Annotated in this window: 10 protein-coding genes; 4 read left to right on the forward strand and 6 right to left on the reverse strand. The window is 65.2% G+C overall.

The window, feature by feature from the left end; translation table 11 throughout:
• Positions 1-49: 49 nt before the first annotated feature.
• Positions 50-2095 carry a two-component system sensor histidine kinase NtrB gene (locus AC4QBL_RS18325; RefSeq protein ID WP_472907492.1) on the forward strand — a complete coding sequence of 682 codons (2046 nt, stop codon included), beginning with the start codon at positions 50-52 and terminating at the stop codon, positions 2093-2095.
• A gap of 31 nt (positions 2096-2126) precedes the next feature.
• On the opposite strand, the gene mrdA is transcribed toward AC4QBL_RS18325, so the two are convergent.
• The 4 genes from mrdA to AC4QBL_RS18345 are packed head-to-tail and all read right to left on the reverse strand — an operon-like array spanning position 2127 to position 6678.
• Positions 2127-4112 carry a penicillin-binding protein 2 gene (gene mrdA, locus AC4QBL_RS18330; RefSeq protein ID WP_472907491.1) on the reverse strand — a complete coding sequence of 662 codons (1986 nt, stop codon included), beginning with the start codon at positions 4110-4112 and terminating at the stop codon, positions 2127-2129.
• Positions 4113-4114: 2 nt separating this feature from the next.
• Positions 4115-4645 carry a rod shape-determining protein MreD gene (gene mreD / locus AC4QBL_RS18335; protein ID WP_472907490.1) on the reverse strand — a complete coding sequence of 177 codons (531 nt, stop codon included), beginning with the start codon at positions 4643-4645 and terminating at the stop codon, positions 4115-4117.
• Positions 4642-5589 carry a rod shape-determining protein MreC gene (mreC, locus tag AC4QBL_RS18340; protein ID WP_472900462.1) on the reverse strand — a complete coding sequence of 316 codons (948 nt, stop codon included), beginning with the start codon at positions 5587-5589 and terminating at the stop codon, positions 4642-4644. The genes mreD and mreC overlap by 4 nt, the downstream gene beginning before the upstream one ends.
• Before the next feature lie 45 nt (positions 5590-5634).
• Positions 5635-6678, reverse strand: a complete 1044-nt coding sequence (locus AC4QBL_RS18345) for a rod shape-determining protein (RefSeq protein WP_439112553.1) — start codon at positions 6676-6678, stop codon at positions 5635-5637.
• 273 nt (positions 6679-6951) lie between these two features.
• Here AC4QBL_RS18345 and gatC point away from each other — a divergent pair, with 273 nt between their 5' ends.
• Genes gatC through gatB form a run of 3 tightly spaced genes read left to right on the forward strand, consistent with a single transcriptional unit; the run spans position 6952 to position 10201 of the window.
• Positions 6952-7251: an Asp-tRNA(Asn)/Glu-tRNA(Gln) amidotransferase subunit GatC gene (gene gatC / locus AC4QBL_RS18350; RefSeq protein WP_472907489.1), complete on the forward strand. Its 300-nt coding sequence runs from the start codon at positions 6952-6954 to the stop codon at positions 7249-7251.
• Positions 7248-8744, forward strand: coding sequence for an Asp-tRNA(Asn)/Glu-tRNA(Gln) amidotransferase subunit GatA (gatA, locus tag AC4QBL_RS18355; RefSeq protein WP_472907488.1), 1497 nt, complete (start codon positions 7248-7250; stop codon positions 8742-8744). Before gatC ends, gatA begins: the two co-directional genes overlap by 4 nt.
• A gap of 2 nt (positions 8745-8746) precedes the next feature.
• Positions 8747-10201, forward strand: coding sequence for an Asp-tRNA(Asn)/Glu-tRNA(Gln) amidotransferase subunit GatB (gene gatB / locus AC4QBL_RS18360; RefSeq protein ID WP_472900460.1), 1455 nt, complete (start codon positions 8747-8749; stop codon positions 10199-10201).
• 132 nt (positions 10202-10333) lie between these two features.
• Here the strand turns inward: gatB and AC4QBL_RS18365 are convergent, their stop codons facing one another.
• Both AC4QBL_RS18365 and pyrE read right to left on the reverse strand, forming a co-directional pair.
• Positions 10334-10990, reverse strand: coding sequence for a DUF4124 domain-containing protein (locus AC4QBL_RS18365; RefSeq protein ID WP_472900459.1), 657 nt, complete (start codon positions 10988-10990; stop codon positions 10334-10336).
• Between the two features lie 9 nt (positions 10991-10999).
• Entirely contained in the window at positions 11000-11722 is a 723-nt protein-coding gene (gene pyrE / locus AC4QBL_RS18370) for an orotate phosphoribosyltransferase (RefSeq protein WP_472907487.1), read from the reverse strand.
• Between the last annotated feature and the right edge of the window lies 1 nt (position 11723).

An 11723-nucleotide genomic window follows, 5' to 3' on the forward strand; every position in this document is an offset into this window, starting at 1 on the left:
CCCGCGGGGCAGCGCCACTGGCTGCCCTGTGGCCACGCCACGCGGTTGCATGACTTCCGTGGTGGTGACCAAGGCGCCTGGCCGCTCCAGCCTGCGCTCGCGCCGCTGGCTCCTCTGGGGTGCGCTCATGGCGCTGGTGCTGGTGCTGCTGGGTGTGCTGGTGTTTCTGGCAGCCGAATACGAAGAGGGCCGCGACCAGGCCGCGCTGGAACGCGATGCGACCCAAGTGGCCAACGACATCCGCGGTGAGCTGATTCGCAACGTGCAGACCTTGCAGTCGCTGCACAGCGTGGCCCCCACCGCCGATTCATGGACCGCCCCGGCAGCCGACCTGCTGACGGCCCACCGCGAGATGGTGCGGCTGGAGTGGCGCAGCAACACCCATGCGCTGCTGGCACACCGCGACACGCCCTACCTCGCCAGCCTGTCGGGTTATCTGAACCGCGATCAGGCCTTGCCCGATGTGCGTCAGGCCTGTGAAAACGCGCGGCGCCTCTCCGGGCCTGCGTTCTCGCCCAGCTACTTCTGGCCCTTGAGCGGTGGCCAGGGGCTGGAACTGATGGAAATGTGCCTGCCGGTGGTGCGCGCTGGTCTGCCCAACGGGTTTTTGGTGGTCACTTACACCCTGCCCGGCCTGCTCACGGAGCTGACGAACAAAGCCATGTTGCAAGGCCGAGGTCTGGCCTTTACCGAGCCCGACGGCACCCGCCTGGCGCTGCACAGCACCGTGGCCAGCAGCCGCCGCGTGCTCCATGCCAGCATCTTGCTGGACCTGCCCGGCCACACCCTCATGCTGCGCATGGAAAGCCCGCGCCGGGCGGTGGGCCTGTTTCCCAACGTGCTGACCGCGGTGGTGGGCGCCTTGTCGCTGGCGCTGCTGGCGGTGCTGGCCTTGCTGGGGCGCGACATGCGAAGGCGCCAGCGCGCCGAGCTGGACGTGGCCGACGCTCTGGCCTTTCGCAAGGCGATGGAGAACTCCCTGGTCACGGGCTTGCGCGCACGTGGCATGGACGGGCGGATCACCTACGTGAACCCGGCTTTTTGCCAAATGGTGGGCTACAGCGCCGAGCAACTCATTGGCACCGGCTTGCCGGCTCCCTGGTGGCCCCCCGAGCTGGTGGACGAATACCAGCAGCGCCTGGCGGTGCGCCTGGCCGGGCAGACGCTGCCCCGCGAAGGCTATGAGTCGGTGTTCCAGCGCAGCGACGGCACCCGGTTTCCGGTGCTCATCATCGAAGCCCCGCTGATCGACGCGCAGGGCGTGCAGACCGGCTACATGAGCGCCATTCTCGACCTCACCGAGCAGCGCCGGGTGGAAGACATCAACCGCGCTTCGCAAGACCGCCTGCAGGCCACCGCACGCCTGGCCACGGTGGGCGAAATGGCCTCGCTGCTGAGCCACGAGCTCAACCAGCCGCTGGCGGCCATTGCCAGCTACGCCACGGGCACGCTCAACCTGCTGGAAGACACCACCCAGGCAGCCCCCCAGGCCGACCTGCAGTTGGCCATGCGCCGCATCAGCGAGCAAGCCGAGCGCGCCGGCCGTGTCATCAAGAGCGTGGCCGACTTCGTGCGCCGGCGCGAGCAGGTGCGCGAGGCGGTGGCACCGCAAAGCCTGATTGATGCCATTGCGCCGTTGCTCGGTCTGCAGGCCAAAAAACAGGGCATTCGCGTGCAGATCGAGGTGGCCCCGGGTGTGCCGCCGGTGTTGTGCGACCGCACCATGGTCGAGCAGGTGCTGCTGAACCTGGCGCGCAACGGCATGCAGGCCATGCCCGACGGCGATCCGCCGGCCCGCTCTGCCGAACGCCTGCTCACGTTGTCGGTGCGCCAGTCGCGTTTGCAATCGGGCGTGTTGGTGGGAGGGCTGGCCCAGAAGTCCTGGGTCGAATTCGCCGTCACCGACCGGGGGCATGGCCTGAGCGCCGAGGTGCAGGCCAGGCTGTTCACGCCGTTTTTCACCACCAAGGCCGAAGGCATGGGGCTGGGCCTGAGCCTGTGCCGCACCGTGATTGAGCAGCACGGCGGCGCGCTCACCCACGAGCCGTTCGTGCCGCGGGGGACGGTGTTCAGGTTCACGCTGCCGGCGGCCTGAGCCTGCAACGGCCCCGCGGGTTCTTGTCCCCTCAGGGCGCCGTGCGGGGGCTGGCTTCAGCCGCTTTTTCGGTCGGCGGCCAAGGCATCTCACTGGCTTTGAGCGGCGTGCCGATGGGGCTGGAGGCCAGGCCTTTTTGTACCGCGGCCAGGTCCTGGGCGTTGGGGTACTGATCCATCAGCAGGTAGTCAAACACCCGGCGTGCAATGGGGGCTGCGTGTGCCGAACCAAAGCCCGCGTTTTCCACCACCACCGCCAAGGCCACGCGGGGCTGTTCCATGGGCGCGAACGCCACGTAGAGCGAGTGGTCGCGCTGGTGTTCTTCGAGCTTGCTGGCGTCGTAACGGTCTTTCTGGCCGATGGTCACCGCCTGGGCGGTGCCGGTTTTGCCACCGCTTTCGTAGCCCGCGCCAGCAAAGACGCGGGCCGAGGTGCCTTCGGTGGTCACGCCTTGCATGGCACGCAACACCGTTTGCACGTGCTCGGGCTTGTAGCCCAGGTTCGTGGCCACAGGCACCTTGGGTAGGCTGCGCTCGCGCGTCACCACGTCCTCGGTGGCCAGGGTGAGGTGCGGTGTGTATTTCACGCCACCGTTGGCCAGTGTGGCCATGGCGTGGGCCACTTGCAGCATGGTGAAGTTGTTGTAGCCCTGGCCAATGCCCAGCGAAATGGTTTCACCGGCGTACCAGCGCTTTTGCTCGGGCCGTTTGTAGTTGTTGCGCTTCCATTCCTGGCTGGGCAACACGCCGCGCACCTCACCGCGCAGGTCAATGCCAGTGATCTGCCCAAAACCCAGCGGCTTCATGAAGTCGTGCATCATGTCCACGCCCATTTCGCTGGCCAGCGAGTAGTAGTAGGTGTTGCTCGACTTGACGATGCTGCGGTGCATGTCCACGGCACCCAATCCGCCGTCGCCGTGGCTGCGAAAGCGGTGGTTGCCAAACATCCAGAAGCCGGGGTCGTTGATTGTGGTGCCCGCGCTGCGGGTACCGGTTTCCAGCGCCGCCAGGGACATGAACGGTTTGTAGGTCGAGCCCGGCGGGTAGGTGCCGCGCAGTGCCCGGTTCAACAGCGGTTTGTCCAGCGACTCGTTGAGCGCGCGCCAGTTTTCCACGTCGATGCCTTCGACGAACAGGTTCGGGTCAAAGGTGGGTTTGCTGACAAAGGCCAGCACCTCGCCGTTGCGCGGGTCAATGGCCACCAGCGCGCCGCGGCGCTCGCCAAACATGTCTTCCACCAGCTTCTGCAGCTGAATGTCGATGGCCAGCACCACCGTGTTGCCCGGGGTGGCCGGCGTGTTGGCCAGCGAGCGCACCGCGCGCCCGCCCGCCGACGTTTCCACCCGCTCAAAACCCGTGATGCCGTGCAGCTCGCGTTCGTAGCTTTGCTCGGCGCCAAGCTTGCCGATGTATTCGGTGCCCCGGTAGTTGGCCTGCTCTTCTTCGGGCCACTCTTCGATGCTGGTTTTTTCCCGCTGGTTGATGCGGCCGATGTAGCCGATGACGTGGCTGGCCACTTCGCCATGCGGGTACTGGCGGATCAACCGTGCCCGCACATCCACACCCGGAAAACGGTAGCGCTGCGCCGTGAAGCGCGCCACCTCTTCGTCGCTCAGGCGGGTACGCAGCGGCAGCGAGTCGAAACGGTGCGATTCTTCCAGCAGTTTGCGAAAGCGGCGCTTGTCGCGCGGCTGCACGTCGACGATGTCGCCCAAGGCTTCGATGGTGGCGTCCAGGTCGGACACCTTGGAGGGCGTGATCTCCAGGGTGTAGGCAGAATAGTTGGTGGCCAGCACACGGCCATGGCGATCCAGAATCTGGCCCCGGTTGGGCACCACCGGCAACACCGCCGTGCGGTTGCTCTCGGCTTGGGCCAGCAGGTCGTCGTGCCGCATCACCTGCAGGTACACCATGCGCGCTGCGATCAGGCCAAACGCCAGCAACACGGCCAGCCCCGCGACCACCACCCGGGTGCGGAACTGCGCCAGATCGGCTTCGACGTTACGCAGCTCGGTCATGCTCACAAAGGTCTGTTGTCGTCGGGGTTGGGCGCACGGCGCTGGGGCGCCAGCAGCAGCACGCTGGCCACCGGCCAGAGCAAGGCTTCAATGAATGGCGCCAGAAAGAACAACGCGCCTGGGAACGTACCACCCGAGGCCATGCGCACCAGCAATTCGAGCAGATGCACCCCCAGGAACAGCGGAAATAGCTGCACCGCCTGCGTGGGCACCGCAAACCAGAGCAGGCGCCGGTGCATGAACACGGCAAAGTAGCCCAGCACGGTATAGGCCAGCGCGTGCTGGCCCAGCAGTGCGCCCTGCTGCACGTCCATGGCCAGGCCAAAGGCAAAAGCCACGCCCACGCCAATGCGCAGCGGCTGGTGCACGCTCCAGAACACCAGCACCACGGCGAGCAGGTCGGGCACCCAGGCCGCACGCCCCCACAGACCCATGTTCAGCGTCATGTTGACCAGCAACGCGCCGATCAGGGTGAAACAGATGAAGAACGGGTTGGCGGGCAGCAGCAACTGCTGGCCGGGTCGCATGATCATGGCGCGCTCCGGGGGGCGGTTGCAGCGGTACCCGGCGCATTGCGCTGCGACATGGGTCCGCTCGCTGGCGGGCGCGAAGGCGGCAGGCTCGGGCCCACGGGTGCCAGCACCAGCACATGCAATGCACCTTGTACCCGAGCCAACGGCTCGCAGCCAATGCGGGTGAAGGACGATTCGGCACGCCGCTCAACCAATGTGACCCGCGCTACCGGCAAGCCCGGCGGGTACACCCCGTCGACGCCGCTGGTGGTCAGCAAGTCGCCTTCAACGATGTCGGCATTGGCCAGTGTGTAGCGCAGCTCCAGCCCGTCGCCGTGGGTCGAGGGCTGGCCATAGGCCACATTGCGCACACCGGTGCGGGTGTTGAGCACAGGAATGGCCTGGTCTCGGTCCACCAGCAAAGTCACTTCAGACACCAGGGGGTACACCCGGGTAACCTGGCCAAGCACGCCGCTTTCATCGATCACCGGGGAGCCTGGCTCGATGCCGTGGGTTTGTCCGCGGTCGATCACCACCTTGCGCGAAAACGGATCGGCCGCGTCGTACAGCACCTGTGCGCCGGTGGCTGGTGTGGTGATGCGCGCTCGCATGGCCAGCAGTTCGCGCAGGCGCTGGTTTTCCAGGTTGAGCTGTTCCAGCTGCAGCGACTGCCCAGCCTGGGTGGCCAGGCGTTGCAGTGCTTCGCCCTCGCTGCGCTGCGCCTGATGCAATGAGGTGAAGTAGCTTCCGGCCTGGCCCACCGCCTGCACCGGTTGCAGCACCAGCCATTGCACCGGGTAGAGCACCGTGGCCATGGCCGAGCGCACGGGCACGGTGAGTTTGAAACGCACGTCGGCCACCATCAGAAACAGCGCGAGCGCGCTGAACACCACCAGTTTGGACAGCGCGGATGGCCCCTGTTTGAAAAACGGTGGCGGGGTGCGGTCCAGGGTGCCCAGTGGCATGGAGGGTCGGTGGGGGCTGGATCTGTGCCGGCGGACGGCGCGGGCTTATTCGCTGGTGAAAATGGTGCCCAGGCGCTCCATGCGCTCCAGCGCCATGCCACAGCCACGCACCACACAGGTCAGCGGCTCTTCGGCCACCAGCACCGGCAGGCCGGTTTCTTCGGCCAGCAGGCGGTCCAGGTCGCGCAGCAGCGCGCCGCCACCGGTCAGCATCATGCCGCGCTCGGCAATGTCGGCACCCAGCTCAGGTGGCGTGTGCTCCAGCGCCATTTTCACGGCCGACACGATGTTGTTCAGCGGGTCGGTCAGGGCTTCGAGGATTTCGTTGCTGGAAATGGTGAAGCTGCGCGGCACGCCCTCAGACAGGTTGCGGCCCTTGACTTCCATTTCCTTGACTTCGCTGCCCGGAAAGGCCGAGCCAATGTGCTTCTTGATGGCTTCTGCCGTGGGCTCGCCAATCAGCATGCCGTAGTTGCGGCGGATGTAAGCAATGATGGCGTCGTCAAAGCGGTCACCGCCCACGCGCACGCTGCCCTTGTAGACCATGCCGCCCAGCGAGATCACGCCGACTTCGGTCGTGCCGCCACCAATGTCCACCACCATGGAGCCCGAAGCGTCCGACACCGGCAAACCAGCGCCGATGGCTGCGGCCATGGGTTCTTCGATCAGGTACACCTCGGAAGCACCGGCGCCCAGAGCCGACTCGCGGATGGCGCGGCGCTCAACCTGGGTGGAACCGCAGGGCACGCAAATGATGATGCGCGGGCTCGGCTTGAACATCGAGCGCGGGTGCACCATCTTGATGAACTGCTTGAGCATCTGCTCTGTCACGGTGAAGTCGGCGATCACGCCGTCTTTCATGGGGCGGATGGCTTCGATGTTGCCGGGCACCTTGCCCAGCATGGCCTTGGCTTCTTTGCCCACGGCCTGAATGGTTTTTTTGCCCTGCGGGCCGCCTTCGTGGCGGATGGACACCACCGAGGGCTCGTCCAGGACGATGCCTTTGCCGCGAACGTAGATCAGGGTGTTGGCGGTGCCAAGGTCAATGGCCAGGTCGGTCGAAAACTGCCGACGAAACGCTTCAAACATGGTGCAAAAGTCCTGTGGGGCATGGGCACGGCTTCGCGTGCTCATCGCCGGGTGTGGGTTTGGCTTGTGGGCCGAAAGGTGAGGCTAAGTGTTTGATTCGAGGGCAAAAAGCGTCGCAAGACGGGTATTGCCGCTAAACCTTGGATAATACCGTATCCCCTGTGCATAACTGCGCGCATTGCGGGGCAAATTCTTCTCTTTACAACCCGTTGCAGGGGCGTTTTTCACGCCCTGGGTTGTTTCTTTTGTATTACACCGCAACCGAGTCCTGTCATGTCCCTGACCCTGTCCGACATCGGGCGCATCGCCAATCTCGCCCGGCTGGAGCTGTCTGCAGTCCAGAGCGAACGCATGCTGACCCAGCTCAACGGTTTCTTTGAAACGGTTGAGCAGATGAACGCCGTCGACACCTCCGGCGTGGAGCCCCTGGCCCACCCCACGGCTGTGATCGACCATGTGAGCCTGCGCCTGCGCCCCGACGTGGCCAGCGAGCCCAACAACCGCGAAGCCAACCAAAAAAGCGCGCCCGCCGTGGAGCGCGGCTTGTTTCTTGTGCCGAAAGTCATCGAATGAGCGCCACCGAATTGCACCAGATGGGCGTGGCCGAACTGGCCGCCGCCATTGCCGACAAAAAGACCTCCAGCGTGGAAGCCGCGCAGCACCTGCTGGCGCGTGCCAAGCAGCATGCCGGCCTGGGCGCCTACCTCGCTTTCAACGAAGACGCCACCCTGGCCCAGGCCAAGACCGCAGATGCTCGCCTGGCTGCAGGCGAGCGCACGCCGCTGCTGGGCGTGCCACTGGCGCACAAAGACATCTTCGTCACCCGCGACTTTCCCACCACCGCGGGCTCCAACATGCTGGCCGGCTACCAAAGTCCGTTTGACGCGACCGTGGTGGCCCAGCTGGCCGCTGCGGGTGCCGTGACGCTGGGCAAGCTCAATTGCGACGAATTTGCCATGGGCTCGGGCAACGACAACTCCGCTTTTGGCCCAGCCCACAACCCCTGGGACACCTCCCGCGTGCCCGGCGGATCGTCGGGCGGCTCGGCCGCTGCGGTGGCCGCGCGCCTGGTGCCCGCTGCCACCGGTACCGACACCGGCGGCTCCATCCGCCAGCCCGCCGCGTTTTGCGGCATCACCGGCATCAAGCCCACCTACGGCCGCTGCTCGCGCTACGGCATGGTGGCGTTTGCGTCCAGCCTCGACCAGGCCGGCCCCATGGCCCGCAGCGCTGCCGACTGCGCCGTGCTGCTCAGCGCCATGGCCGGCCCTGACATCGACCGCGATTCCACCAGCCTGGACCACCCGGCCGAAGATTACAGCGCGGCGCTCACCCGTGTGCGCGAAGGCGCCACCGCCGCGCAGCCGCTCAAAGGCCTGCGCATTGGTTTGCCCACCGAGTTCTTCGGCGCCGGTTGCGCACCCGACGTGCTGGCTGCCGTGCGCGCAGCACTGGCCGAATACGAAAAACTGGGCGCCACGCTGGTGGACATTTCGCTGCCACGCACCGAGCTGTCCATTCCGGTGTACTACGTGATTGCGCCGGCCGAGGCGTCGAGCAACCTCAGCCGTTTTGACGGCGTGAAGTTCGGCCACCGCGCCGCGCAGTACGACGACCTGATCGACATGTACAAGAAGTCGCGCAGCGAAGGCTTTGGCCCCGAGGTGCAGCGCCGCATCATGATCGGCACCTATGTGCTGAGCCATGGTTATTACGACGCGTACTACCTGCAGGCCCAAAAAATCCGCCGACTGATTGCACAAGACTTTCAGCACGCCTTCACCCAGTGCGACGTGATCGCCGGGCCGGTGGCGCCTACGGTGGCGTGGAAAATTGGCGAGAAAAGTGCCGACCCCATGGCCAACTACCTGGCCGACATTTACACCCTGTCCACCAGCCTGGCCGGCTTGCCCGGCATGAGCGTACCGGCCGGTTTTGGCGCTGCCAACATGCCGGTGGGGTTGCAACTGGTGGGCAACTATTTCAAGGAAGGCGAGCTGCTGCACACCGCCCACGCCTTCCAGCAAGCCACCGACTGGCATACCCGCGCACCGCAAGGCTACTGACCATGAGTTCCAGCAAATCCCTCCTGGTGCAGGGTTACGAAGTCGTCATCGGCTTCGAAACCCACGCCCAACTTTCCACGCAAAGCAAAATTTTTAGCCGAGCGCCCATCGCTTTTGGCGCCGAGCCCAACACGCAAGCCTGCGCGGTGGACCTGGCCCTGCCCGGCACGCTGCCGGTGATGAACCGCGGCGCGGTGGAAAAAGCCATTCGCCTCGGTCTGGCGCTCGGTTCGCACATTGCCGAGCAGAGCGTGTTTGCCCGCAAAAATTACTTCTACCCCGACCTGCCCAAGGGCTACCAGATCAGCCAGTTCGAGATCCCGGTGGTGCAGGGTGGCGAGGTGTCGTTCTTCCTCGGTGACGAGAAGAAGACGGTGCGCCTTGTGCGCGCGCACCTGGAAGAAGACGCGGGCAAAAGCCTGCACGAAGACTTCATTGGACAAAGTGGCATCGACCTGAACCGGGCCGGTACGCCGCTGCTGGAGATCGTGACCGAACCCGACATGCGCAGCAGCGCCGAGGCCGTGGCCTATGCGAAAGAGCTGCACAAGATCGTGACCTGGATCGGCATTTGCGACGGCAACATGCAAGAAGGCAGCTTCCGTTGCGACGCCAACGTCTCGGTGCGCAAGCCCGGTGGCGAGCTGGGCACGCGCCGCGAGATCAAGAACCTGAACAGCTTCAAGTTCATGCAGCAGGCGATCGACTACGAGGTGCGCTGGCAGATCGACCAGATCGAGGACGGCCATGCCATCCAGCAGGCCACGGTGCTGTTCGACCCCGACACCGGCGAAACCCGCGCCATGCGCACCAAGGAAGACGCGGCGGACTACCGCTACTTCCCCGACCCCGACCTGCCACCGCTGGTGATTGGGCGCGACTGGGTGGAGCGCGTGAAAGGCGAGATGCCCGAGCTGCCGCGCCAGATGGCCGAGCGCCTGGTGCAGACCTACGGCCTGCCCGAATACGACGCCACCACGCTCACGCAGAGCCCGGCCATGGCGGCTTATTTTGAGACCGCTGCCAAGGTCTGCGGCCAGGCGAAGCTGGTCAGCAACTGGATCATGGGCGAGGTGTCTCGCCGGTTGAACGCCGAAGAGCGTGACATGGCCGACGTGCCGGTGAGCGCCGAGCAGTTGGCTGCGCTTATTGGCCGCATTGCGGACGGTACCGTGTCCAACAACGCGGCCAAGCAGGTGTTTGAATCGCTGTGGACCGGCGAGGCCAGCGACGTGGACGCCGTCATTGAAGCCAAAGGCCTCAAACAGATGAACGACACCGGCGCGCTGGAAAAAATCATCGACGAGGTGATGGTCGCCAATGCGCCCATGGTCGAGCAGTTCCGCGCTGGCAAAGACAAGGCCTTCAACGCGCTGGTGGGCCTCGTCATGAAAGCCAGCAGAGGCAAGGCCAACCCGCAGCAGGTCAACGACGTGCTGAAACAGAAACTGCAGTAGAGACCAAAGGAACCGGGCTCCGGTGTACCCGGAGCGCGTGTCCGAGCCCGGAAACATCGTGCAACCGGCTTGCCGGGCCACAGATGTTGTCCCCTCTCAGGGGGAAGCCGCGTCAGCGGCGCAGGGGTGAGCTCACCGTCCGTTCCAGAGCTGGCGCAGCTTGGCCAGCTCTTCGTCAAAGCGCGCATTGATGCGTTTTTTCTCCTGCGCCTGTTCGTCCAGAAAACGCTTTTGCACCAGCACCTGCTGCTGGTTGTCTTCGTACTTGCGGCGCAACCAGGTCGGGGCTTTGGCGGGGTCCCGCTGGTAAAACTCCATTTCGGTGTCGATGTCTTTGCGCTGCTGTTCCAGCGCCCGTTCGCGCTTGTTCACCGCACCAATCACCTCGTCCACCTGGCTCAGTGCGTCGGCCCGCTCCTTGTCGTGCGAGGCCTGCGTGGGGTAGCGGATCAGCAGTGCACGGTCACGGCGTTTTTCTTCGGCGAGCCGGGCACGCTGCTCTTCCTCTTCCTTGCGCTGCGCGTCCAGCCGGGCGCGTTCGTCGGCCGTGTAGCTGGGCGGCAGCACGCGGCGCACCACGCCGGTGCTGCCCAGCTGGCGCTGTTCACGGTCCAGGCATTCGGGAATGGGGCGGTCCGAGGTGATGCGGCGGCCCTTGCTGTCAATGCAGGTGTAGATGCCTTGTGTGTTGGATTGGGCCGACGCGCCCGCCGCCCAGCCCAGCGCCAGCAGCGCAACACAAACCGCACCCCGGTGGGTGCGCGACAAAGACAGGCGGATTCGGTGCACAGGGTTTCCTCAGGCCACACCGTAGCGCTGGCGGTAGGCCAGCACACGCTCAAAGTGAGCGCCAAGCTCGCCACCGGTGTGATCCGTCAGATATTGCAGCAAATCGGCCAGCCTCGCAATGGCGCAGACCTGCAGACCCAGCTGGTGCTGAACGTATTGCACCGCACTGTGGTCCACGTCACGCACCTGGCCGTCCGGCCCGATTTTGGTGGCTTTTTCCTGGCGGTCCAGGGCAATGGCCACCGCGTGTGGCGTGGCGCCAGCGGCTTGTATCAAGGCGATGGATTCGCGCGCGGCCGTGCCAGCGCTCATCACATCGTCCACGATCAATACCCGACCCCTGAGCGGTGCGCCCACCAGCGTGCCGCCCTCGCCGTGGTCTTTGGCTTCCTTGCGGTTGTAGGCAAACGGTACATTGCGGCCCATGCGCGCTAGCTCGATGGACACCGCCGCGCCGAGTGGGATGCCCTTGTAGGCGGGGCCAAAGATCATGTCGAACTCAATGCCGCTGTCGACCAGGGCTTTTGCATAAAATTGCGCGAGCCGACCCAGCTTGGCACCGTCGTCAAACAGGCCCGCATTGAAAAAATACGGCGACAGACGCCCAGCCTTGGTCTTGAACTCGCCAAAGCGCAACACGCCCGAGTCCACGCAGAACTGCACAAAGTCCTGCGCCAACGCGCCGCCGCCACCTTCAGCACCGGCAGCCGCCGTGCCCACATCCAACACCATG

The organism is Hydrogenophaga sp. L99 (genome assembly GCF_058731905.1).